This is a genomic window from Acidithiobacillus thiooxidans ATCC 19377 (assembly GCF_009662475.1).
GTDB classification, from domain to species: Bacteria; Pseudomonadota; Gammaproteobacteria; order Acidithiobacillales; family Acidithiobacillaceae; genus Acidithiobacillus; species Acidithiobacillus thiooxidans.
On sequence record NZ_CP045571.1, the window covers coordinates 2,739,006 to 2,761,835 of the forward strand.

Genomic DNA, 22,830 nt, shown 5'->3' on the forward strand with positions numbered 1-22,830 from the left:
AAGTGTTTCCTCGCTTAAAAATCAGACCTGGAACCGATAATAAACTTAAAGGGGCACACCCAGACGTTGGGCTACTTCCAGATAGGCTTCCACCACCCCGCCGAGATTACGCCGGAAGCGATCCTTATCCATTTTTTCCAGACTTTGGGCATCCCATAATCGACAACCGTCGGGGCTGAATTCATCACCCAGATATAATTCGCCGTGAAAACGTCCAAATTCCAGCTTGAAATCCACCAGAATCAGGTTGGCTTTGGCAAACAAAGCCTTCAATAACGTATTTACGCGCATGGTCCAGCGCCGCATGGCTTCCACCTCTTCTGCACTGGCCCAACCAAAGGTGCGAATATGTGCGGTGTTGATCATGGGATCATGCAAGGCGTCATTTTTCAGAAAAAACTCCAGAGTCGGGGGTTCCAGTATCCGTCCTTCCTCAATACCCAGTCGCTTCGTTAAAGAGCCTGCAGCACGATTGCGAACCACGCATTCCACCAGAATCATTTCCAGGCGGCGCACCAGACTTTCGCGCGCATCCAGACGCCGGATAAAATGGGTCGGCACGCCCTCGGATTGCAGGTACTCCATGATAAAAGCATTGAAAGCATTATTGACCTCGCCCTTGCGGGCAAGCTGCTCGACTTTTTCTCCATCAAAAGCCGAAGTGTCATCCTTGAAGTGCAGAATCAGCTCATCTTCCATGCTGCTGGCATAAACAATTTTGGCCTTACCTTCGTACAACGCCTGACGTTCACTCATTGCGGCTGTCCTTTCGGAAAGACCCGCGCAAAGATGCGATCAATGTTGCGGGTGTGGTAAGCAAGATCAAACAATTCTGCCAGGTCATTTTCCTGCAGATACTGCGAAACATCTGGATCCGCAGCCAGCAGCGCCTTGAAATCGGCATTATTTTCCCAAACCTGCATGGCATTGCGCTGGACGACACGGTAAGCGCTTTCCCGCAACATGCCCTTGGCCGTCAAAGCCAGCAATACCCGTTGAGAGAAAATCAGACCATGCATTTTATTCAGGTTATCCATCATATGCTGAGGATAAACCACCAGTTTTTCCAGCAACCCACTGGCCCGGTGGAACATGAAATCCATGACAATGCAGGCATCCGGGCCAATAACCCGCTCCACACTGGAATGGGAAATATCCCGCTCATGCCAGAGGGCAATGTCTTCCAGCGCCATGCTGGCATAGCCGCGCAGCAGGCGCGCCAAGCCGGTAAGATTTTCGGAAAGAATGGGATTGCGCTTGTGCGGCATGGCGGAACTGCCCTTCTGCCCTGCTGTAAACGGTTCTTCGGCTTCCAGGACTTCCGTACGCTGCAGATGCCGGATTTCCACCGCGATTTTCTCGATGGAACCGGCGATGATGGCGAGAGTATTGAAAAACTCGGCATGACGATCACGGGAGATCACCTGGGTGCTGGCCAGCTCCGGGCTGAGGCCCAACTCCCGGCAAACCGCTTCTTCTATGTCCGGGTCGATATTGGCAAAAGTACCCACCGCTCCGGACAGCATTCCCGCAGAAACTGCCGCAATGGCACGCTGCAGACGCTGGTGATTACGCTGCGCCTCGGCATACCAGACCGCCACTTTCAGACCAAAAGTAATGGGCTCGGCATGAATGCCGTGAGAACGGCCCATCATGACCGTATCCTTGTATTTCCAGGCGAGTTGCTCCAGCGCGGCACAAACCCGCTCCATGCCTTTCAGGAGCAGTTCACCGGAGCGCTTGAGCTGCAAGCCGAACCCCGTATCCACCACATCTGAGGAAGTGAGTCCCACGTGAATAAAGCGACTGGAAGGCCCCACAAATTCTGCCACGGAGGTCAAAAATGCAATGACGTCATGCTTCACTTCCAGCTCGATTTCAGCAATGCGGGCACTGTCAAAAGCCGCCTTTGCTGCAATTTCTGCCAGGGCCTCGGCCGGGATCTCGCCACGCGCAGCCAGAGCGCGACAGGCGGCCAGCTCGACATCCAGCCACGCCTGATATTTAGCGTCCTGAGTCCATAAGGCACCCATTTCCGGGCGCGTATAACGCTCAATCATGCATTACCCCCGGATTGCGGGGTCAGGGCCGTCTGCAACTTGTTGAGCAGTTCCACCGACCACTTGGGTGCTGTTTTACCCACCCCCGGCTCGGTTTCCAGAACGCTACCGGAGTTGTTTTTCATGGCCAGCAGGCGGACCCGCACCGAAACCGGCTCCTGATCTTTCGGGCTGCTCCAGATAGCCTTGATGCTGTCCCAGGTACGGTTCAGAATCCCGCCCACAAAACCCTGCTTTTGCCGGGCCTGCTTACCGCCTTCATGAATCATCACCGACCAATCCCCCATTCCTTCGCTGCGAACTGGATAACCCAGGCCTTGCAGGGCCACCTCAACGGCTGGTTGGGCTTTGGCAGGAACCGCATTCAGAACCAGATAAGGACCACCATCATCCCGATAGCGCGTCACCTTGATTTTGGGCATTTCTGCCAGCAGCACCGACTGGCTCAGACGCTTCTGCACAGCCTGCAGCAAGTCGCGATTATGATCGGCATCGGCAGGGACTTTTTTCCATTCCACCGAACTGCCCTGGGGGTTATTCCAGTAACGCTCCTGCTGGATACTTAAAACCTGATTACCATCGGTGGCGGTCTGCAAATGAAAAGCATAGCGTTCACGATGTGAAGGCGCCAGGGTATTGCCGAAAAAGGCCGAAATACCGGTACGGAAATTATGCCAGCCAGTCACCAGTTCACCCTGCTCCGGCGCAAATTTTTCGATAGGGGTCTTGCTGGCTGCCAGGGTTTCCTTGACTGCAGCCCATATCTGCTCAGGTTTGGCCTGCGTCGTCAGGCTCAGATCTGCACCGCTACCGACAATTTGCGAACTGACCCCGGCCAACGGTTTTTCTTCTATGGGCATTTGGCCGGGCGCTTCACGCGGCTGGAAAACCCCATATCCGCCCATGGTGCTATCCGACACGCTAGCAGGATTTACAGGTCCTCCTGGAATAGTCACTCCCGGCGCCGGGACCTGCGCCAGCAGGTCCGGCGGAACGGCCAAGGGTTTCATCACCTGCGAATCTTCATACTTCGGACCCGTACTTGTATGCAGGAAAGGAATATACGAACACCCTCCCAAACCCAGACTGGCAACCACGGCAAGAGCAACATAACGGCGCATGCAAAACCCCACTAAACGCGACAGAGCGCGAAAAAAATCAAAGACAATGCGCTGCGTGCAAACTGCTGCGCAGACGCTCGTGATACATTTCGGACAACGGAGTCAGGGGCAATCGCAACGCCGGTCCCACTCTTCCCATTTCCTGCAAGGCCCATTTCACCGGGATGGGATTGGACTCTACGAACAAGTCACGATGCAGACCCAGCAACTGAGCGTTTACCGCCCTGGCGGCCACAAACTCCCCTGCCAGCGCCAGATTGCACATTTCAGCCATGAGGCGCGGGGCGACATTGGCCGTCACGGAAATGACCCCTCTGGCCCCCAAAGACATGGCCGCCAAGGCCGCCGCATCATCTCCGGTATACACTTCAACCTGATCACCACACTGATGGAGGATTTCGGCCACCCGCTCGACTTTACCACTGGCTTCCTTGATACCCACCACACAGGCGCGCGGCGCCAGGCGGGCCACAGTTTCCGGGAGAATGTCTCCCGCCGTGCGACCGGGCACATTATAAAGGATCATAGGAAAATGGCAGGCCTCGGCAATAGCCGTATAATGCTGAAAAAGCCCCTCCTGAGTCGGTTTGTTATAGTAGGGGGAAACCAGAAGCGCCGCATCTGCCTTGGCTTCCATGGCCGCTTTGGTCAGACTGATGGCTTCATGGGTGGCATTGGCACCGGTTCCGGCAATGACGGGTATCCGCCCCTTGACCTGCTCAACGACGCTTCGAATCACCGTAACATGTTCTTTCATTTCCAAGGTGGCAGATTCACCGGTGGTACCAACAGCTACCAGCGCATGCGTGCCTTCACTGATATGCCACTCCACTAAATCCCGCAATGCCTTATCGTCCACAGCGCCATCTGCGCGCATGGGCGTCACCAAAGCTACCATACTGCCGTGAAACATGATTTTTATGCTCCCGCTCTTACGCGTTCCATTTCTGCATGGGATGGTACTTGCCCGACAGAGGGCTGGCAAGGCAAAGGGATCAATTGGCTGGCTGACCCCGCGTCATAACCAACTCCATAACACTCTATTCCAGACAGTCTTGATGCATCTGTACCTCAGTATGGATGCCCGTTAAAATACAAAGCTTATGAAAAACTTTGCTCAACATGAATCAACCGCCTCACTCGCAGAAATTGTGGGTGCCATAAGCTTCGCATTGGATCTAACCGAGGGGCAGCCAGCCGGCCATTCTTTGCGCTGCACCTGGATTGCCATGCATATCGGTCGTGAATTACGGCTTGACGATACTGCCTTAACCGACCTGTACTACTCGGTATTACTGAAAGACGCCGGTTGCAGCAGTAACGCCGCGCGTCTGTGGGAGCTTTATGGCACCGATGAAAGACTGGTCAAAAAAGACTACAAGCTGGTAGACAATCAGAATTTTTTGCAGCTAGCCAAATTTGTGTTTCGTCACGTTGGTCAACATGAGGATATTCTGGGAAAAATGCGTCGTGTTGTGCATCTTGGCAGCAAAGGAGAAGAACTGGCGACAGAACTGGTTCAAACCCGCTGTGAACGTGGATCCAATATAGCGCTAAAATTAGGTTTCAACGCAAAGGTTGCCGAAAGCATCAAGAGTCTTGACGAGCACTGGAACGGTAAAGGGCGTCCGGAAGGCTTAAAAGGCAACCAGATTCCATTGTTTTCACAAATAGCCCTGATTTCTCAGGTCATAGATATTTTCTACAAGACAGGATCACGCCATGACGTCCATAAAGAGCTGCGTCGACGTCAGGGAACTTGGTTTAATCCTGAGATAGTAAAAGCTTTTCAGGCACTTTATCGGACCGATGGGTTTTGGGAAGGACTTAAGGATGAAGGGATTGAGTCACGCGTCAGCGCCCTGGAACCCGTATCCTGCAGAACATTTATTGACGAGGACAGATTAGATCATATTGCAGAGGTTTTTGCTTCCATAGTCGATATAAAAAGCCCCTATACACATGATCATAGTCGTCGGGTAAGCCTTTACACTGACGGAATTGCGGAACAAATGGGGTTCACCCCAGAGCATCGACGCTGGTTGCGACGTGGTGCGTTATTGCACGATGTAGGAAAGCTTGGCGTCAGTAATCATATCCTCGACAAACCCGGCAAACTGGATGATCAGGAATGGGAAGCGGTTCGGATTCATGCCGGATTAACCAAGGATGTTCTGCAAAGAATTTTTCATTTTCAGGATATAGCTGCTATTGCCGGCGCCCATCATGAACGCCTGGATGGAATGGGATACCCCTTAGGCTTGCATGCAAAGGATATTTCCCTTGAAACCAAAATCATCACCACCGCTGACATTTTTGATGCAATCACTGCCAAAAGACCCTATCGCGACGCAGTACCTGTTGCCCGCACTCTGGAAATCATGGAACAGGAAGTGGGAAAAGCCATTGACCCAAATTGTTTAATGGCGTTACGAAGCTGTCTGCCTTCATGGTCATTTCTGCAACAATAGCCAGCAGATCAGCCAGTATAATTTTCACTGAGACGGTAACTGGTGCTCCCAAGGGGGTTCGAACCCCTGTTACCGACGTGAGAGGCCAGTGTCCTAGACCGCTAGACGATGGGAGCAGGGCCACAGATTATAAGGATCCACCGAATAATTAGCAAGTATAATCAGGTCAACCCGCAAACTGCAGGATAGCCCAGAATTGCAGAGCCGTACCGGCAATGACAAAAATATGCCAGATCGAATGGAAGTATTTACGTTGATCCAACAGAAAGAAAACAACTCCCAGCGTATAAGCGGCACCACCACCCAGCAACAGCCACAAAAACCAGCCTGGAGAGGCGCGATACAAAGGCAGCACCGCAAACACTGCCATCCAACCCATCAGCAAATAGAGCATCAAAGACAGGGTATAAAAGCGCTTTCCGGTGAACACCAACAGTAAAATACCCACCAACGCCAGCACCCATTCCAGCACCAGAAGAATCATCCCCCAGACATCGTGCAAAACCATCAGGGTCACGGGCGTATAGGTGCCGGCAATCAACAGGTAAATGGCCGAACGATCCACCCATTGAAAAAACAGTTTGGCGGGTCCCTGTGGCAGCAAATGATAAATGGTGGATGCAGCATATAAAATCAGGATGGTAGTCACAAATACCGAAACACTGACAATGGCCAGCGCCTTACTGTGCAACACCGCTCCCAGCAACCAGATAATAAATATCAGCAGCGCACCCATGGCTCCTGCGCCATGCAAGAGTCCATTAATCCACTCTTCTAGCCGCGTCTGATTTCTTTCTGTCTGGGGTTCTGCCTGAGAATACTGCAATGTCCACCTATGGTTCTGTCGGCCAACTGCTTAGTTATATCACTTGCCCGTAAAACTGCACAGAACCTGATCTCAAGCACTCATGATCGGAACACGCAGATGGGTGCCTGCTGGCTCTTCACCATGGGGGAGATTATTGGCGAGGCGGAGCGCTTCAACACTGAGGCCATACCGTCGCGCGACTTCCGAGAGAGTTTCATGATGACCCAGAATATGATTAGCCGATGACCAACAGCTATCAGCAGGTGGTGCCTTCACAAAGTGGGCAACAATAGCATCGTACATACTGCGCGCAAGGGTCTGACGAAATTCCGGGTCACGCAATCGCTGTTCTTCCTGCGGGTTGGAAATAAAGGCGGTCTCGACCAACATGGAAGGCACATCAGGCGCACGCAACACCACAAAATTAGCATGTTGCACGGCCGCATTATGTAGCCCTTCCACCCCCACCAGCCCGCGAATCATCACATCTGCTGCCGCTGCCGCTGCATTCATGGCGGCCGTCTGGGTCATATTGATTAATACTTCATTGAGCATGGGATTGGGGCTGCCTGCAGGCAACTTGCTCAGTAAGGGGTCTGCTGCATTTTGGGTTTTCGCCAGCCAGCGCGCTGCGGCATTACTGGCGCCCTTCCCTGACAACGCCCAGACCGTGGAACCCCGTACGTCGGGGTCAGGAAAAGCATCCGCATGAATGGAAATAAACAGATCGGCCCGATGTTGTGAACCCAGATGCATACGCGACATCAGCGGAATATATTGATCCGTATGCCGGGTCATGACGACCTGTATCCCCGGAGTTTCGCGCAAACGTTGGGCCAGAGTAAGGCCGACGTCGAGCACCACGTCTTTTTCCCGGGTGCCACGCAAACCAACCGCACCAGGGTCGTGGCCCCCGTGACCGGGATCCAGGCAAACCACAATGGGACGTTCTTTCGATCGGCTGCGCAGGAAATTGCCCGCATCCGCCATTTTCCAGGTTCCGAGCAGAGCTCCACCCAGAACTAACTGCCGAAGAAATTGACGCCGATTGGAATAAGTTCTGGATGAATCACACACAACACGCCCCCAACTTATTTTAAAATCTCAAGTTATAGAGGTAATTTAGTGTTTATTCGAAAGAAGTCAAGACAGATAATGATGGCTTGCACCTTTACTGAAAGAATTCTGATCTAGACACCCTGAGCAGCAAGCCAGCGCTGAATATCCGCAGCGCCCATGGCACCACTGACCCGCGCGTATTCCTTACCAATTTTGAAAAGAACCATGCTGGGAATAGAGCGGATCTGGAAGCGCGCCCCCAAGGACTGTTCTTCTTCCGTATTAACCTTGGCAAAAAGCACGCGACCACGCAAAGTTCGTCCAGCCTGCTCAAACTGCGGGGCCATACTGCGGCATGGACCACACCAGGGGGCCCAAAAATCTACCAATACGGGTAATTCATTTTTCTGAATGTAGGTATTGAAGCTTGCAGCAGCCAGATTAACCGGGTGGTCGGGCAAGATTTCAGCATGACACTTGCCGCATTTGGCTTTGTCACCCAGACGCTCCTGCGGCACCCGATTCAGGCTTCCACAGGAAGGACAAACTACCATCAATCCCTTCATTTTCTCCTCCAAATCCGCCTCGCCGGCTATTCCTGGGGTGCAGACTGCAGGAGAGCGTCCAGAGCCCCACGATGATTCAGGGCCGCCAGATCATCAGAACCACCCACATGCTGACCATTAATGAAAATCTGCGGTACGGTGTGCCTTCCGTGGGCGCGCTGCTGCATTTCCCGACGTAAAGCCGGGTTGTGGTCCACCCGAATAATTTGTGGATTGACGCCCTTACTCCGCAGCAGGGCCTCTGCGCGATGGCAATAGGGGCAAGTCCCCGTAGCATACATCAACACTTCGGCTGCTACTTTCATTTTTCGACCGGTAATCCAGCACCCCGCCAGGCACTAATACCACCCTTGAGGCTGTAGATTTTATCAAATCCCGCTTTTTTCAGGCTCGCAGCAGCCCGCGCCGAACGCATTCCGCTGGCACACTGGCAAATAACATGATGACCACGATGTTTTTCCAAATCTTTCATGTATTTGGGAAGATCCCCGAGGGGAATATGACGGGCGCCGGGGAGATGCCCCTGAGCCCATTCCTTTTGTTCGCGCACATCAATGACTACAGCTTCTTCGTGGTTAATCAACTGAACCGCCGTTTTCGCATCCACCTCACTGATTCCTGCTGCTTTGCGCGTCAGTGGGCCTTTAAAAATCATGATGATCAAGGCTACTGCTGCCAGTAAAAGCGGCCATTGCGCCTGGACAAAGGTGAGAATTTTGGCTTCCATGAATTATCTCCCGCAGGACCCTGAACCCGGTACGCCCAGCTTCAGTAAAATTTTGTCCAGAGGGCAGAAACAAGTGAAACCGCTCTGCAACAAATTGAAACCGACAAAGAGCGTAAATGCCAGGAACCACTCACTGACGAAAATCGGGCTGGCGGGCGCACCCAAAACCACACTCACCAGAACAAAAAAACCAGCAACCACACGTACCCAACGTTCTGTATTCATTTTCTGTTAAATCCTCTGCGTCTGCTTTTCAAGGCGCCGCTCCCACAAAAAGTATAAAAGCGGAATCACCACTAATGTCAGCAGTGTGGAGGCGAAGGTACCAAAAATCAAGGAAACCGCCAGACCACCAAATACCGGATCGGTCACCATAATGGCCGAGCCGAACATGATAGCCAGAGCCGTCAGCAAAATCGGGCGAAACCGCACTGCCCCCGCCTGCAACACAGCCTCTTCAAGCGCGTACCCCTGACGCCGATAATCAATAATAAAATCAATTAACAGTAGTGAGTTACGCACCACTACACCGGCCAATGCAATGACACCAATCATGGAAGTTGCGTTAAAGGGCGTATTCAACAACCAGTGCCCGGGAAACACACCAATCAGGGTCATAGGAATGGCGCCCATGACAATGACCGGCATCATAAAAGACTGATAATAAGCCACCAACATCAGATAGATGAACACCAGAGCCACAATGAAAGCGGCACCCAGATCGCGAAACACATCCAGAGTCAGGCGCATATCCCCCCCCCAGAGAATCTGGTAGTGGGTAATATCATCGGGCTGGGCAGGCGTGAAGCCGAGATTGCCAGTGGTCAGATGGACACCGTCAATGTGCTGATCATCCAGCCAGTGATTCAGGCTCAGGACGGCGTACACCGGGCTTGAACCAATCAGATCGCCGGTCACATAGACCACCGGATGTTGGTCCCGATCATAAATCGGTTTGGCCAGAGTGGTTTTCTGGATCTGGACAATACTGGACAAGGCCACCTCTTGCCCCTGACTGTTGCGAATATGCAGATCAAGAATCTGCTGACGCCAGGCACGATCCTGGGGGGGGACCCGCAAAATGATGTCTACCGGTTCCCGCGCTGAAGGATCATGCAAGGCACCGAGCTTGGTGCCCGCAACATAGTCATGTACCAGCTCAGCCACTTGTGCCGGAGCCACCCCTGCGAGCATGGCCTTTTGCCGATCTACGTGAATCCGGTATTCGGGCACAGTCGCCGTGACCGAATCATCCACGTTAATCATGTCGTACACTTTCCGGAAGTGCTGCTCTACCGTCCCCGCCAGTTCCCGCAATTTTTGGTAATTCGGGCCATAAATCTCTGCCACCACCTGGGCACGCACGGGGGGCCCCGGCGGAACTTCAAAAATCTTGATGACGGCCTGGGGGTAACGACTGCGCACACTCTGCAGGGCTTTATACACCTCCACCGCCACCGTATGCGACATGGGGCGCTCATCACGCGGTACCAGATTGATTTGTATCTGGGCGTAATTACTGCCTTCGCGCATCATGTCACCACGTACCAGTCCCGCAAAATCCACCGGAGCAGAACGTCCCAAATACGTCTGGAAGTTTTCTATGTAATGATTATGACTGAGGACATCCCCTACCGCTTGCGCCACCTGACCGGTGGCATCCAATGCAGTACCTGCAGGCGTATCCACCTGAATCATGAAATCACTGACATTACCTTCCGGGAGCATCTTCAGATTGACGCCCAAGGCACTGAGGGGGCCATTCATACCCTGAGGACGGACAAACTGCCATAGGGGCATCAACATGGCCAACAACAGCAATACCACGACAATCAGGAAGAATATATTGCGCCTTCCAGAAGACTCGAGCAGGGGGGTTACCACGCGCAAATACCCCCTTTGTAACGCATCTGGGGGAGCTTGGGTCCCATCCTCATGCTCTGTTTCATGTCCCGCATGGGAATGGGTATCTGCCGCCTTGGCAGCCTTCTTGCGCAGAAAACGATACGCACCCCAGGGAACTACCGTATAAGCCAACAGCACCGAAGCAATCATGGCAATGGGCACAAAAATGGGGATCGGCAACATGAAAGGACCCATCATGCCGGTCACAAAAGCCATCGGCACAAAAGCCAGAATGACCGCTAACGTAGCGATATTGGTAGGATTACCAATTTCATTGGTGGCATGAATCACGCAGTTGGCAAAACCACCCTTGGCACATCCATGCAAATGACGGTGAATATTTTCAATCACCACAATGCCGCCATCGACCAATAAGCCCAACGATAAAATCAGGGCAAACAGGGTGATGCGGTTGATGGTCTGGCCCAGCAACCAGCCAATGCCCAGTACCGCTCCCAGAGTCAGGGGCACCGTCAAAATGACAATACCGGCTTCCCGCCAACCCAGGAAAATCATCAAGATGATGGCCACCACGCCGACAGCGATGCTGAGATGCTCAAACAGGGTACTGACGGCATCATCAGCCCGGGCACCGTAATCCCGGGTAATGGTGACATGCACGCCCTCGGGCAGTGCCTCCTGTTCCAGGCGCCCCAGCTTGGCCTTGATGGCATCAGCGACAGTGACCGCATTGGTTCCCGGGCGCTTGGCCAGGGTAATGGTTACTGCCGGCATATTTGTTCCGGCCGGCAGCTGCATGCGATTCGCCAATCCTGCCGTATTGCTGATTGCAGTGTGCCCTTCCGCTGCGCCTTCCTCAATACGTGCTACATTTTTCAGAAAAATGGGTTGGCCATCATGGCTGCCGATAATCACATTACCGACATCTTGCGCGGAACCCAGTGCGCCATTGATGCGCAGAGGAATTTCGTGATTGTCATTGACCAGATGACCACCCGGCAAAATCACATTGTTGCCCTGCAGGGACTGCTGGATATTTTTCAGACTGAGACCGGCACTCGCGAGTTTGGCGGGGTTGAGCCAGACATTGACCGCCTGCCTGCCTCCACCAATAAGGGTAGCATTAGCCACATCGGGCACATTCTGCAATTGATCCATCAAGCGGGTACCCACCTGACGCAAGGCCACCGGCGTCAACTGTGATGTACTTAAAGTCACCGTCATGATGGGAACATCATTGATCCCTATGGACTTGACCAGAGGCTGTTCCGTCCCCGGCGGCATTTTGTCCATATTGCGGCTGAGCTGGTTATACACCTCCAGCAGGCTTTTTTCTTCATTGGCTCCCACCTGGAATTCCACAGTGACAATGCCCATGTCATTCACGGAGTAACCGAAGGTATGATGCACTCCCGGCAGAGAAGCCATCAGCGCTTCCAACGGGCGGATGACTAAATTGTGGATTTCCTCACTGTTGGAACCGGGGCGCATGACGAAAATTTCTGCTGCCGGAACCACAATCTCGGGATTGTAAAGACGCGGGGTCACCGTAACCGCCAGGAGCCCGAACAGGGCGATGGCAATCATGATGAGCACGGTAATTTTGGATTGGTAAAAAGACTGGGCCAGCCGTCCGGCCAGATTCATTTTGTGCTGCTGATCAGCCATGGGCTGCTCCGGCCTTGATCTGATCGCCATTGTTGACTGCAGCAAGATTACCCGTCACCACCGTTTCGCCAGCACTCAGGCCGGCCAGAATTTCTACACCATCCGGTGTTTCCGGGCCGGGACGCACCATCCGGTAATGGGCGATGCCGTGGGCGTCTACAACAAACACGCCGGGGATGCCGGCACGATCCAGCAAAGCGCTGGCAGGCACTGCAATAATCTTGCGGGCTGCCAGCGGGGCCGCAACGGTCACATAATCTCCTGCCTGGAGATGACTATCGGCGGGCAGACTCAGCTTGACGGTGTGGGCATGGGTCATGGCATCTGCCGCGTTGACCATATCCAGCACCGTCGCGGGTATCCGCTGGCCGTCTGCAAGCACGCTGAGCGTCTGACCAATTTTCAGGCTGCGGTATAAAGCACTGCCGGCGGCAAAGCGCACTTCCAGTTGACTGGTATTGGCCAAAGTAAGCACCGGTTGCCCCGGCGAGGCCATATCGCCATTTTGGGCCTGTTTATTGATAATGGTTCCGGAAAACGGTGCAGTTACCCGAGCGTAACGCATCTGGGCCTCAGCACTGGCAATACCCGCACGCGCGGCAGCGGCACGCGCCTGGGCCATGGCATAGGCCGACTTCACCTGATCCCACTGCTTTTCGGGAATCGCCTGCTGGGCATAGAGGGCCTTGAAGCGCTCATAATTGGACCGGGCATCAATCAGACTGGACTGTGCCTCGGCAAGACCCGCCTGAGCCTGCTGGACCTGGGCCTGCACATCCGTTGGATCGACCTCAAAGAGGAGCTGCCCAGCTTTCACCGCCTGACCTTCGCGTAGATCCAGATGACGAATATAACCACTGAGTCGCGAGCTGATTTGCACCTGCTGGGCAGCAGTCACCGTGCCCGGGACCTGGCTAAAGGCGGCCATGTTCTTCCCTCCAATCTGCATGACTGGAGCACTCACACTGTGATGCACAGCAGGGGTCTGGGGAGGGGATTTACTGCAGGCAGCCAAGCCGGCACTGGCCAAAACAATGGCTGATAGCATGACGGTGCGTTTCAAGGTCAACATCAGGAAGCTCCTTCCACGACGGACACCGGGGCCACGTCGACGATTTCTTGCGGATTCAGTTTACCAATGGCCAGCAGCAGTGCGGCACGCTGGACAGCCTCGGCATAATCGGCCGATACCAGTTCAGCCCGGGATTGATCCAGCTCGGCTTGCCCATGTAACAAGCCGGTAATGGTTTCAACGCCATTTTCATAACGCAGTCGCACCAGACGCTGGGATTCTTCCATTTGCTGAACAGCCAGACGGCGCATTTTGACGCGCAGTGCCGCCTCACGCGCACCGCGCCAGACTTCTGCCACCTGCAAGCGCAGCTTGTCCTGCGCTTCCTGCAAGGCGGCCATGGCCTGCTCACGTTCGGCCTGCGCCCGATCCATGCCCCCGCCCCGGGAAAAATCCAGCACATTCCAGGTGACTTCGCCGCCAACGGTATAGGAAGGAGCAGCATTACCCAAGGATGTACCGTTCCATTCCTGATTGGCCATGGCGTTCACATGGGGCAGATAGGCTGCACGAGCGACCTGGATACCATCCTGAGCGGCTTTCAATTTGTGGCGTAGCGCGACAATGCCCGCATTTTCTGTCATCGCCTGGCGCTGCAAATCCAGGAGGGAGTGATCAGGTAAGGCGGGTTGTACGGGTTTCCCCACGGATAATGTTTTTTCTTCCGGCCAGCCAATCAGAATAGACAGATTTTCCAGAGCATTAGCATGGTCATTTTCTGCGGTCTGCACTGCCAGCTGAGCTTTTTCCAGATTCACCTCAGCTGCCAGCCAATCGCTTTTGACCAGCACCCCTTTATCCAGAAGCAATTTGCTGGTTTTGACATAGGACTCAGCGGCCTTCTGGGCTTTATGGGCAACCTGAATGGCGCTTTCAGCCGCAATGACGCTGTCGTAGGCCTGCAAAACCGCAAAAGTCAGCTTTTGCCGGGCCATGACATTTCCGCTTTGGGCGGCTTCCAGCATGGCGTGGGCCTGGCTCAGGCGCCCCCAGATTTCACCACCATTCCAGATCGGAATTTCCAACTGGAGTTTGGTACCGTAGTTATGATAACTACCCGGCAAATTGAGACCAGCCGGTGCCACATTGAGGCTGTTGGGATTACTGGGATTAAACTGACTTGCGCCAAAATCATTGAAAGTTGCCTGGCGTTGGGACAACTTCATCCCGAAAACGGTCAAGGCATTATTGGACTGGCTGGCAGAAAACGAAGCATTCAGTTTCGGCAGCAGGTGGCCACGCGCCTGGGACACCGCCCCCTTGGCTTCCGCCTGCTCCGCCTTGGCGGCCATCATCTGCGGATTCTGTTTGAGCGCCATGGCCACACACTGGTTAAAATCCACTGCCTGAGCAGATAGGGCAAAAAAAGTTCCTGAGACAGCTATGGCAACGAGCGCCAGGGATTTTTTATAGGGACCGTAATGCATTGATTTCTCCGCCAAACAAAGCCGCCACAAATCAGGTCACGCAGCCATTACCAATTGCTTTTCCTTGCGTTTTCTGAAAACCAGCAGGCACAGGCGGCGGAGTATATCAGAATATCATCATATTCCACAAATGCGCATCAGGCACCGGTTCTTGCTGCCATTGCCTTTGCTAGCCGATGATTCAGATCTATCCAGAGTTTCAGTGGATACTGCAGAACACATCACTCATCATGGAAATCAGGCGCAAAGTGCGCGGATCACCCACTCGATAATAAACCTTGTTGGCGTCCTTGCGAGCGCGGAGGATATCTTTTTCCCGCAAAATGGCGAGATGCTGAGAAATATTACTTTGTGTGGTACCCACTGCGGAGACAATGTCCTGAACACTCATTTCTTCTGAACCCAAAACACAAAGCACCTTGAGGCGCAGGGGGTGGGCCATGGCTTTCAGAGAACGCGAAGCCTGCTCGATATCCTCTTCCCGGGTTGGTAACTCTTCCATATTCTTGCCTCTTGGTCTATTAACCATCTTATTGACTTTAATTGAAAATTCTTAAAAAAATGCCTGTTTTGCTGCCTTGCGTTTTCATCTGCAAACGCTTAGAATCCAGCGCATGCGGGTGTAGTTCAATGGCAGAACCTGAGCTTCCCAAGCTCATGACGTGGGTTCGATTCCCATCACCCGCTCCACCATCAGCGAATGAGAATAACCCCATACAACAATTTTAGAAACCCCAACCATACCCGATTAGAATAGCGGTCGATCCAGACTACTCAGTATAGCATCCACGCTGTCCCGCACGGCACTGGTCATCTGGATGGGACGTCCCCATTCCCGACTGGTTTCTCCCGGCATCTTGTTGGTGGCATCGAAACCCGTTTTACCGCCCAGACCAGCCACCGGCGAAGCAAAATCGAGGTAATCGATGGGCGTATTGTCTATCAGCGTAATGTCCCGTACCGGGTCCATGCGCGTTGTCATCGCCCAGATGACATCCTCCCAACTGCGCACATTGATGTCGTCGTCCACGACAATAATAAATTTGGTGTACATGAACTGCCGTAAAAATCCCCAAATACCAAACATGACGCGTTTGGCATGTCCTGGATATCCCTTGCGGATACTGACGACAGCCAGGCGATAGGAGCAGCCTTCAGGAGGCAGATAAAAATCAACAATTTCCGGAAACTGCTTTTGCAGGAGAGGCACAAAAACCTCGTTCAGGGCCGCACCAAGAATGGCTGGCTCGTCCGGAGGGCGTCCGGTATAGGTACTATGATAAATGGGATTTTCGCGGTGGGTGACGGCTTCGACCGTAAAAACGGGGAATTTCTGGGTTTCGTTGTAATATCCGGTGTGGTCGCCAAAAGGTCCCTCTTCAGCCATATCATCGGGATATATGTGCCCTTCCAGGACTATTTCCGCGCGCGCCGGAACTTGCAGGGGTACGATCAACGCTTTGGCCAGTTCCGTCCGCCCGCCCCGTAGTAATCCCGCAAATTGATGTTCGGAAACCGTATCGGGAATGGGAATAACGGCGGCGAGAATGGTGGCCGGGTCAGCGCCATAGGCCACAGCAACCGGGAAAGCCTCACCCGGATGTAATTTTTGAAATTCACGTAAATCCTGCGCCCCACCCCGGTGCGCCAGCCAACGCATGATCACCCGATTACGGCCAATGACCTGTTGTCGGTAAATTCCCATATTGGCACGGCGCTTGTGCGGACCTTTGGTAATGGTCAGCCCCCAGGTCATGAGTGGTGCTACGTCTTCGGGCCAACAGGTCTGCACCGGCAAGGTGGATAAATCCACATCGTCGCCGCGCATGATCACTTCCTGACAAACCGGGCGCGCAACATTTGTCGGAGCCATATACAGCACCTTGCGCAAGGTCGGCAATTTGCTCCACAGGTCCTTCAGTCCCCGGGGCGGATCCGGCTCCTTGAGATAGGACAGCAACTGACCAATCTGGCGCAGATCAGCCAGAGACTCTGCACCCATACCCAGAGCGACTCTTTCCGTGGTTCCAAAAAGATTGCCCAGCACCGGTATATCGAACCCGCTGGGCTTTTTGAATAACACCGCAGGGCCACCTGCCCGCAGGGTACGATCACAAATTTCCGTCATCTCCAGCTGCGGAGAAACCGGCACATCCAGCGTGCGCAGCAGGTCACGTTTTTCAAGGTCGGCAATAAAGGCACGCAGGTCACGATAGCTCATGGGCGCATTGTAACCGCAGCACGGCTAATTTGTCCCGCCTTCGGGATCTTCACGGGCGACGACAAAGGCGCTGTCTGCCACGGCCAGGCTGGAGGTCGCACGAATATCAATGGCTTCGTGACCGCTGATGTATTCATCGGCAAGGGTGGCAAGGCAGGCGATTTCATCTTCCGTAACCGCCTCAAATCCGGAAAAACCCAAATCTTCCAACAGGCTTTTTCCACGAGGATCCTGATCCATGTTTATCAACAAGTCAGTCAGTAATTCCCGTTGTGGCAGTAAGCGTGGGCCCACGCAAAAAGCATGAAAAGCAAAGGCATCATCAGACTGATCAATCACTCTTAAACGTTCACGGATCAGTTTACTGGCACTGCTGTAAACTTCATTAAAAAGAAAACCCAAATCCGCCTGGCCCTGCAGTAAGGCCTTGAGCACCCCTTGATAGCTGCCGGTAAACACAAAATCCAGACGCGCTCGATCAATGTCAGCCTTATCCATGAGGAATAACCCCACCATATGGACCAGCGTTGAGGGATGCGCCGAAGCAATCCGGATACGCTCCGGAAAATCCTCAGCATGATGAATAGAACCTGCTGCTGGTGCGCACAAGTACACTTCATCAAAATGGTTTAGCGGCTTGACGATGGGCAGAAAACCCAGCTTTTGCTGATACTGCACCCAATCAAAAGGATTGGCATATACCAGATCATAATTTCCGGACAGCACTGCCGCCCGACCGCTGTCAAAATCATCCTGCGGCTGAAAATGCATTACCCGACCCAGGTGGCGCTGCAAAAAAGTATTCATCAAAAACCAGCCTGGCAGATTTTTCCCGGAATAATTCGGGTCAACCGTAAAGTTCAGTATGGTTTTGGAAGGCAAAACTTCTTCTGTCATCAATGCATCCGCCCTAAATATCAAAATCGACGGGTATTTCACCCAGAATACTCAGGTGAATATTGAATGGGGTCATATATTTCATGGCGGTCATCATGGACCCTTTAAATTTCAGCTTACGCGTCATCAGCGCGGCTTTTCCAGACAGCTCGCCGGAAAGAATTTTTTTCCAGTTGTCCATGGAGGTCCACATGATGAAATCACGACGACGACCATCAGAAGGGCCCGCATAGATGACTTTTCCGGCTTTGCAGAAAAGCATGACATGGGGGATATCGGGACGATCCTCAATATAGTATTCCCAGGTCGCATTAAAATTTTTCAGATCTTTCTGGATTTCCGGATGGGTGTCCCATTGTTTACCCACCAGACGAATCCACTCCGTACTCATGAATTTTGCCATAACTTGAAGCGCCTCTACGCTACCGAACCCAATAATATAATAATTTGGTTACATGCTTCTTATCTTCCCAATATAAACTTATAGTTAGTTGTTTTTTTCGTTTTCGCCAGCCGTAAGAAAATATTGCACAATCATTCCAGAAAGCAACACACCAAATATCGCGGGCATATAGGAAATGGTTCCATTGACCGTTCTGGGCCGTCCCTGCGGGCCGCTAACCGGCTCCTGGGGAGCGGCAGGTCGCGGTGCCTCATCGGAAAATACAGTCAGAAAATCGAGGCTGGCGCCGTTTTTACGGAGTAACGCCCGGACTTCACGGGCCAGCGGACATGTCTCCGTCTGATTCAATTTGGCTACTCGCACCCGCCGGGGATCCAGACGATTCCCTGCGCCCATACTCGAAAACACTTCCAGACCCAAATGCTGGGCTGATTGAATAAGCACCGCTTTCCAGGCAATGGCATCAATGCAATCTGCTACCACTTCCGCGCCACTGTTACGCAGGATCTGCTCGGCATTGTCGACGGTAATAAATTCCTGTCTGGCGTCCACTTCACAATCTGGAGAAATATCCTGAATCCTTGCCGCCATCACGGCCACCTTGGGCTGGTCCAGCGTCGAGTGCAAAGCCACCAACTGGCGGTTAATATTGGATGAGGAGACTACATCGTGATCAACCAGGGTGATTTTACCGACCCCCGACCGGGCCAGGTTTTCTGCTACATATCCCCCCACGCCTCCCACCCCGGCAATAAGCACATGGCGGTGGCGCAAATCGGCTACTGCCGCAGCACCCAAAAGAATTTCGCTACGAATAAAGGGATCTTGCATTTATAATTTTTCCTGAAAAAGAGTCAGAGTATTACGGATGAGCTGCCCTGCCAACGCTTGCGGCGCCATCTGGAGCAGACCTGCAAGCGCATGCACGGTTTCCAGCAGAAAGGCGGGTTCGTTGCGCTGCCCCCGGTAACTTTCGGCAGATTGCCAGGGAGCGTCCGTTTCCACCAGAATCCGCTCCAGCGGCAGGGACTGGATAGTGGCCCGCAGGCGCAGCGCCCGCGCATGGGTAAAAGCCCCACCTAACCCCAGATAAAATCCCCTGTCCACCAGTCGTTGGGCCTGTACCAGACTCCCGGAAAAACTGTGCACCACCCCGCGCAGCCCCGAAAAATCCCTGAGAATGAGTGATAGATCTTCCAGGGTGCGACGCGCGTGGAGAATCACGGGCAAATTTAACTCTTGGGCCAGATGCAACTGCATTTTCAGGCAGGCCACTTGCGACCCATAATCAGGCGCGCTTTCCGAAAGATCGAGTCCAATTTCGCCGACCGCCACCGCCTGATCCAGCAGGCTTCGCAGTTGCTCAAGCCAGTTGGAAGCACACGCATTGATATATAAAGGGTGCACTCCGTAAGCCGGATAAAGCATGGACTGTTGCGCGCAGAGATGGTGCAGACGCGACCAAAATGCCGGGCTGTAAGCAGGCACCAGAATTTTATCGACGCCGGCATTTTTGGCCCTTTGTATGACGGCGCTACGGTCTGGAGCAAAGGCCTCGTCATCCAGATGACAATGACTGTCAATCAAACCCTGCAGGAAAAGGTTTTGCGGCGTTCCAGCTGAGTTGCCGTTATGGTTCACTGAGCGAATCTCCATCCAGCTATTCTAGGACTTTCTGATGGCTTGTGTCCGCATGCACCGCCGGATTCGCAGCTTCATGACTTGCTGCAAGCGGCATCTTGGTCTTAAATGGCAGTATATGCCCAAGTACCGGAGAAATTATGCGTAGCCTGACCGCCGATATCACCATCCTCGGCAATGGGCCTGTGGCGCACAGTCTGGTGCTGGCCCTGAAACAGACATCTCTCAAAATTCTCATGGTGGACACCTTTCCCCTGCAGCAGCCCCGCCCTGCGCATAGTGAGCGGACGGTTGCCCTGGCACTGGGAAGTCGGCGTCTTCTCAGCCATCTTGGCGTCCAAATGCCGCTGCATGATGCTGCCGCCATTGAAACCGTCCAGATTACCCAACAGGGACTTAGCGGTCGGGTCCGCCTGGAGCAGCAGCTCCTGGAGGCGCCGGAACAACGCTTGGGAGAGGTGGCCGGACTGAACACCTTGCAAGCAGCGCTGGCAGTGCCGCTGGCGCAATGTAGTACGCTGCAACAGGAGGCGGCGGGGCCTCTGGAGGACTTGCAGTGGTTTCCCGATCGTCTCCAGCTGGATTGGCCGGACCTGCGCGTGGACACAGCGCTGGCGGTCGTGGCCGACGGAGGACATGGGGGTCTTGCCCGTCTGGCGGCTTTGCAGCGCATGGGCTGGGATCATAACCGCCATGCTATTGTCGCCACGGTAACACCGCGTGAAGCCTTACCGGGCATTGCCTTTGAACATTTTCAGGAGAGCGGGCCACTGGCTTTTTTGCCTATTGGTCAACAGCAATTTTCCATTGTCTGGAGCCTGCGTCCCAGCGCCGCAAGCCAGATGCTGGATTTAAGTGATTTCGCTTTTCTGGAAGCCCTGAACCGCCAACGGCCTCCCCATCTTCCTCTACTGTCCGGCGTTGGTCCACGTAGCGTATATCCGCTGTTTTTCCAGCGCTTATGGGCTCAGCCCAGTCAACGTCTGGCACTAGTGGGAAATGCCGCGCAAACGCTCCATCCCCTGGCTGGCCAAGGTTACAATCTGGGCTTGCGCGATGTCGTCACCCTGGCCGCCCTGCTTCGGGAGGCCGCCGCTGCCGGGCATGATCCCGGGGCCAGACTCTTGCTGGAAGATTACAGCCGGATTCGCCACCGGGACCGCCTGGAAACCATCGCCTTCACCGAAGCCATGAATCGCCTGTTCAGCAGTCCGCGCCTGCCATTGCGTTTCGCCCGCGCTGCAGCCCTTGCCCTGCTCGAACAAAGCACGTTCGGGAAACGCGAACTCGCTGCCCGTCTGGCGGGAATTCGCCTGCCTGCCGGGAGCAGCATCCCAGACCTGATGTGGGAGTCTGTCCATGTCCACTGACGCACATTACGACCTGATCATTTCCGGAGCCGGCATGGTGGGTGCCAGCCTGGCGCTGGCTGCCCGGCAAAGCGGTCTCCGGGTCGCACTTTTTGAAAAACGTCCGCAATCGGTCTGCGCCCTGGCCGATCCCTCGGAGCGAGCAAGCCTGGTTGCCAATGGTTCGCAGCGCTTTTTACAGGAACTCGGTATCGACCTGGCCACGCTTGGCAGTAAAGTCGAGAGAATGCGGGTCTGGGATGCTGAAAATTCCGGCAGCATTCATCTGGACGCCGAAGAAGCCGGCGAAACCTTTCTCGGTCATATTGTTGAAAACCGGCGTTTGGAGCAGCAACTCCATGCCGCCCTGGCCGAAGCGGGAGTCACGGTGCTTTACGCCCAGGAAATCGCTCATGCCTGGGCTGATCAGCAGCACATGCAACTTAACGCGAGAGATGGAACCGGATACAAAACCACCCTTCTGGCCATTGCCGAAGGCCGCCAATCAACCCTGCGCAAACAACTTATTCAGGCGCCGGTTTTTCAGGAAGACTACGGCCAGGATGCCATCACCGCCACCGTATGGATGGAAAAGCCCCATCGCGGGATCGCCTATCAGCGTTTTCTGGCGACCGGCCCCCTGGCCGTCCTGCCCTTCAGCGCGGATGCCGAAAATCATCCCCGTGCATCCATCGTCTGGAGCGCCAAACATGCCTTGGCGCGGCGTTTGATGGCCATGGACGACAGCGCATTTTTAACCGCTCTGTATCAGGCATTCGGACCACAATTGGGGCACTTTGTGCGTATCGGCCAGCGCAGCAGTTACCCGCTTTCCGGTCTGCACAGCAGCCGTTACCTAGGTGACCGTTGCGTAGTTCTGGGAGATAGTGCCCATGGGGTGCATCCATTGGCCGGACTGGGGGTCAATCTGGGCTTTCGCGATGCGCAGGCATTGATCAGCAACATTCGCGACGCGCAAGCCCAACATGAGGACTGGGGAGATAATCCTGCGCTGCGCCGCTATCAAAGGGCGCGACGCCCTGATAATCTTCTCAATGTGATGACCTGCGGGGCACTGAGCCATCTGTTTTCCAATCGCAGTCGCGGCCTTGCCCGCCTGCGCGATATTGGCATGCTGGGAACGGCAATGCTGCCACCGGTCAAACGCTTTCTGATTCGTCAGGCCATGGGCCTTTAAGGAGACCACCATGCAACACCGTATTGCTGATGATATTGCTGCCACTCTTGGTGACGCATTTGCGCGCCTGGGCACCGTCAAGGAAGATGTGGACAAACAGGTTAAGGCCATTCTCTCCAACGCCTTGGATCGTCTGGATCTGGTTACCCGCGACGAATTTGATGTCCAGCAGGATCTGGTCTCCCGACTGGCCTCGCGCGTGGCCGCCCTGGAAGCGCGCCTGGACGCCCTGGCTCCCAAAGCAGCCCTCGACGAAAATACCGACAAGGACTGAAC

Annotated in this window: 23 protein-coding genes and 2 tRNA genes; 5 read left to right on the forward strand and 20 right to left on the reverse strand. The window is 54.0% G+C overall.

Annotation, left to right across the window (positions count from 1 at the left end):
* Positions 1-45: 45 nt before the first annotated feature.
* Genes purC through dapA form a run of 4 tightly spaced genes read right to left on the reverse strand, consistent with a single transcriptional unit; the run spans position 46 to position 4,094 of the window.
* The gene (purC, locus tag GCD22_RS14385) at positions 46-756 is read right to left on the reverse strand and encodes a phosphoribosylaminoimidazolesuccinocarboxamide synthase (RefSeq protein WP_031572226.1); all 711 of its coding nucleotides are present in this window, start codon (positions 754-756) and stop codon (positions 46-48) included.
* Positions 753-2,060, reverse strand: coding sequence for an adenylosuccinate lyase (gene purB / locus GCD22_RS14390; RefSeq protein ID WP_081577711.1), 1,308 nt, complete (start codon positions 2,058-2,060; stop codon positions 753-755). The genes purC and purB overlap by 4 nt, the downstream gene beginning before the upstream one ends.
* Positions 2,057-3,181, reverse strand: a complete 1,125-nt coding sequence (locus GCD22_RS14395) for an outer membrane protein assembly factor BamC (protein WP_031572228.1) — start codon at positions 3,179-3,181, stop codon at positions 2,057-2,059. The genes purB and GCD22_RS14395 overlap by 4 nt, the downstream gene beginning before the upstream one ends.
* A gap of 37 nt (positions 3,182-3,218) precedes the next feature.
* Positions 3,219-4,094 (reverse strand): 4-hydroxy-tetrahydrodipicolinate synthase, encoded by an 876-nt coding sequence (gene dapA / locus GCD22_RS14400; protein ID WP_031572229.1) that lies wholly within the window; start codon positions 4,092-4,094, stop codon positions 3,219-3,221.
* Positions 4,095-4,332: 238 nt separating this feature from the next.
* Between dapA and GCD22_RS14405 the strand changes: the two genes are divergently transcribed.
* Complete coding sequence (locus tag GCD22_RS14405; RefSeq protein WP_211371671.1) at positions 4,333-5,652, forward strand: HD-GYP domain-containing protein; 1,320 nt, start codon at positions 4,333-4,335, stop codon at positions 5,650-5,652.
* 40 nt (positions 5,653-5,692) lie between these two features.
* On the opposite strand, the gene GCD22_RS14410 is transcribed toward GCD22_RS14405, so the two are convergent.
* The 11 genes from GCD22_RS14410 to GCD22_RS14460 all read right to left on the reverse strand — a co-directional run bounded on the left by GCD22_RS14410 (position 5,693) and on the right by GCD22_RS14460 (position 15,347).
* A tRNA-Glu gene (locus GCD22_RS14410) sits at positions 5,693-5,768 on the reverse strand.
* A gap of 50 nt (positions 5,769-5,818) precedes the next feature.
* A complete protein-coding gene (gene trhA, locus GCD22_RS14415; protein ID WP_031572231.1) occupies positions 5,819-6,478 on the reverse strand; it encodes a PAQR family membrane homeostasis protein TrhA in 660 nt (219 codons plus the stop codon).
* Between the two features lie 72 nt (positions 6,479-6,550).
* Entirely contained in the window at positions 6,551-7,537 is a 987-nt protein-coding gene (locus tag GCD22_RS14420; RefSeq protein ID WP_031572232.1) for an N-acetylmuramoyl-L-alanine amidase family protein, read from the reverse strand.
* Between the two features lie 113 nt (positions 7,538-7,650).
* Complete coding sequence (trxC, locus tag GCD22_RS14425; protein WP_031572233.1) at positions 7,651-8,085, reverse strand: thioredoxin TrxC; 435 nt, start codon at positions 8,083-8,085, stop codon at positions 7,651-7,653.
* A gap of 26 nt (positions 8,086-8,111) precedes the next feature.
* Positions 8,112-8,390, reverse strand: coding sequence for a glutaredoxin 3 (gene grxC, locus GCD22_RS14430; protein WP_010637355.1), 279 nt, complete (start codon positions 8,388-8,390; stop codon positions 8,112-8,114).
* The gene (locus GCD22_RS14435; protein WP_010637353.1) at positions 8,387-8,812 is read right to left on the reverse strand and encodes a rhodanese-like domain-containing protein; all 426 of its coding nucleotides are present in this window, start codon (positions 8,810-8,812) and stop codon (positions 8,387-8,389) included. The genes grxC and GCD22_RS14435 overlap by 4 nt, the downstream gene beginning before the upstream one ends.
* 3 nt (positions 8,813-8,815) lie before the next feature.
* Positions 8,816-9,037, reverse strand: coding sequence for a YgaP family membrane protein (locus GCD22_RS14440; RefSeq protein ID WP_010637351.1), 222 nt, complete (start codon positions 9,035-9,037; stop codon positions 8,816-8,818).
* A 6-nt stretch (positions 9,038-9,043) separates the two neighbouring features.
* A complete protein-coding gene (locus tag GCD22_RS14445; RefSeq protein ID WP_153940852.1) occupies positions 9,044-12,346 on the reverse strand; it encodes an efflux RND transporter permease subunit in 3,303 nt (1,100 codons plus the stop codon).
* The gene (locus tag GCD22_RS14450; protein ID WP_024893038.1) at positions 12,339-13,418 is read right to left on the reverse strand and encodes an efflux RND transporter periplasmic adaptor subunit; all 1,080 of its coding nucleotides are present in this window, start codon (positions 13,416-13,418) and stop codon (positions 12,339-12,341) included. The genes GCD22_RS14445 and GCD22_RS14450 overlap by 8 nt, the downstream gene beginning before the upstream one ends.
* The gene (locus GCD22_RS14455; RefSeq protein ID WP_081577708.1) at positions 13,418-14,845 is read right to left on the reverse strand and encodes a TolC family protein; all 1,428 of its coding nucleotides are present in this window, start codon (positions 14,843-14,845) and stop codon (positions 13,418-13,420) included. Before GCD22_RS14455 ends, GCD22_RS14450 begins: the two co-directional genes overlap by 1 nt.
* Positions 14,846-15,044: 199 nt before the next feature.
* On the reverse strand, positions 15,045-15,347 hold the full coding sequence (locus tag GCD22_RS14460) for an ArsR/SmtB family transcription factor (protein ID WP_024893036.1): 303 nt from the start codon (positions 15,345-15,347) through the stop codon (positions 15,045-15,047).
* Between the two features lie 114 nt (positions 15,348-15,461).
* Between GCD22_RS14460 and GCD22_RS14465 the strand changes: the two genes are divergently transcribed.
* Positions 15,462-15,535: transfer RNA gene (locus GCD22_RS14465), tRNA-Gly, on the forward strand.
* A 58-nt stretch (positions 15,536-15,593) separates the two neighbouring features.
* Here the strand turns inward: GCD22_RS14465 and ubiD are convergent.
* From ubiD to GCD22_RS14490, 5 genes are all read right to left on the reverse strand, one after another.
* Entirely contained in the window at positions 15,594-17,066 is a 1,473-nt protein-coding gene (gene ubiD, locus GCD22_RS14470; protein ID WP_031568751.1) for a 4-hydroxy-3-polyprenylbenzoate decarboxylase, read from the reverse strand.
* Between the two features lie 24 nt (positions 17,067-17,090).
* Positions 17,091-17,963, reverse strand: coding sequence for a phosphate/phosphite/phosphonate ABC transporter substrate-binding protein (locus tag GCD22_RS14475; RefSeq protein ID WP_031568748.1), 873 nt, complete (start codon positions 17,961-17,963; stop codon positions 17,091-17,093).
* A 13-nt stretch (positions 17,964-17,976) separates the two neighbouring features.
* Positions 17,977-18,366, reverse strand: coding sequence for an SCP2 sterol-binding domain-containing protein (locus tag GCD22_RS14480; protein WP_010637778.1), 390 nt, complete (start codon positions 18,364-18,366; stop codon positions 17,977-17,979).
* Positions 18,367-18,450: 84 nt separating this feature from the next.
* Complete coding sequence (locus GCD22_RS14485; protein ID WP_031568745.1) at positions 18,451-19,197, reverse strand: tRNA threonylcarbamoyladenosine dehydratase; 747 nt, start codon at positions 19,195-19,197, stop codon at positions 18,451-18,453.
* Positions 19,198-20,007 (reverse strand): TatD family hydrolase, encoded by an 810-nt coding sequence (locus GCD22_RS14490; RefSeq protein WP_031568743.1) that lies wholly within the window; start codon positions 20,005-20,007, stop codon positions 19,198-19,200.
* A gap of 140 nt (positions 20,008-20,147) precedes the next feature.
* Here GCD22_RS14490 and GCD22_RS14495 point away from each other — a divergent pair, with 140 nt between their 5' ends.
* Genes GCD22_RS14495 through GCD22_RS14505 form a run of 3 tightly spaced genes read left to right on the forward strand, consistent with a single transcriptional unit; the run spans position 20,148 to position 22,828 of the window.
* Complete coding sequence (locus GCD22_RS14495) at positions 20,148-21,377, forward strand: FAD-dependent monooxygenase (RefSeq protein ID WP_031568741.1); 1,230 nt, start codon at positions 20,148-20,150, stop codon at positions 21,375-21,377.
* The gene (locus GCD22_RS14500) at positions 21,367-22,554 is read left to right on the forward strand and encodes an FAD-dependent monooxygenase (RefSeq protein ID WP_031568739.1); all 1,188 of its coding nucleotides are present in this window, start codon (positions 21,367-21,369) and stop codon (positions 22,552-22,554) included. The genes GCD22_RS14495 and GCD22_RS14500 overlap by 11 nt, the downstream gene beginning before the upstream one ends.
* 10 nt (positions 22,555-22,564) lie before the next feature.
* Complete coding sequence (locus GCD22_RS14505; protein WP_010637786.1) at positions 22,565-22,828, forward strand: accessory factor UbiK family protein; 264 nt, start codon at positions 22,565-22,567, stop codon at positions 22,826-22,828.
* The last annotated feature ends 2 nt before the right edge of the window (positions 22,829-22,830 follow it).

Excerpts from the sequence above, each read along its gene's own strand:
- GCD22_RS14455 (WP_081577708.1), bottom strand. The coding sequence starts at position 14,845 with ATGCATTACGGTCCCTATAAAAAATCCCTGGCGCTCGTTGCCATAGCT.
- GCD22_RS14505 (WP_010637786.1), top strand. The coding sequence starts at position 22,565 with ATGCAACACCGTATTGCTGATGATATTGCTGCCACTCTTGGTGACGCA.
- GCD22_RS14435 (WP_010637353.1), bottom strand. The coding sequence starts at position 8,812 with ATGGAAGCCAAAATTCTCACCTTTGTCCAGGCGCAATGGCCGCTTTTA.
- grxC (WP_010637355.1), bottom strand. The coding sequence starts at position 8,390 with ATGAAAGTAGCAGCCGAAGTGTTGATGTATGCTACGGGGACTTGCCCC.
- purC (WP_031572226.1), bottom strand. The coding sequence starts at position 756 with ATGAGTGAACGTCAGGCGTTGTACGAAGGTAAGGCCAAAATTGTTTAT.
- ubiD (WP_031568751.1), bottom strand. The coding sequence starts at position 17,066 with ATGAGCTATCGTGACCTGCGTGCCTTTATTGCCGACCTTGAAAAACGT.
- GCD22_RS14495 (WP_031568741.1), top strand. The coding sequence starts at position 20,148 with ATGCGTAGCCTGACCGCCGATATCACCATCCTCGGCAATGGGCCTGTG.
- GCD22_RS14475 (WP_031568748.1), bottom strand. The coding sequence starts at position 17,963 with ATGACAGAAGAAGTTTTGCCTTCCAAAACCATACTGAACTTTACGGTT.
- GCD22_RS14440 (WP_010637351.1), bottom strand. The coding sequence starts at position 9,037 with ATGAATACAGAACGTTGGGTACGTGTGGTTGCTGGTTTTTTTGTTCTG.
- trxC (WP_031572233.1), bottom strand. The coding sequence starts at position 8,085 with ATGAAGGGATTGATGGTAGTTTGTCCTTCCTGTGGAAGCCTGAATCGG.
- GCD22_RS14395 (WP_031572228.1), bottom strand. The coding sequence starts at position 3,181 with ATGCGCCGTTATGTTGCTCTTGCCGTGGTTGCCAGTCTGGGTTTGGGA.
- GCD22_RS14450 (WP_024893038.1), bottom strand. The coding sequence starts at position 13,418 with ATGTTGACCTTGAAACGCACCGTCATGCTATCAGCCATTGTTTTGGCC.
- GCD22_RS14445 (WP_153940852.1), bottom strand. The coding sequence starts at position 12,346 with ATGGCTGATCAGCAGCACAAAATGAATCTGGCCGGACGGCTGGCCCAG.
- purB (WP_081577711.1), bottom strand. The coding sequence starts at position 2,060 with ATGATTGAGCGTTATACGCGCCCGGAAATGGGTGCCTTATGGACTCAG.
- GCD22_RS14485 (WP_031568745.1), bottom strand. The coding sequence starts at position 19,197 with ATGCAAGATCCCTTTATTCGTAGCGAAATTCTTTTGGGTGCTGCGGCA.
- GCD22_RS14480 (WP_010637778.1), bottom strand. The coding sequence starts at position 18,366 with ATGGCAAAATTCATGAGTACGGAGTGGATTCGTCTGGTGGGTAAACAA.
- GCD22_RS14500 (WP_031568739.1), top strand. The coding sequence starts at position 21,367 with ATGTCCACTGACGCACATTACGACCTGATCATTTCCGGAGCCGGCATG.
- GCD22_RS14460 (WP_024893036.1), bottom strand. The coding sequence starts at position 15,347 with ATGGAAGAGTTACCAACCCGGGAAGAGGATATCGAGCAGGCTTCGCGT.
- dapA (WP_031572229.1), bottom strand. The coding sequence starts at position 4,094 with ATGTTTCACGGCAGTATGGTAGCTTTGGTGACGCCCATGCGCGCAGAT.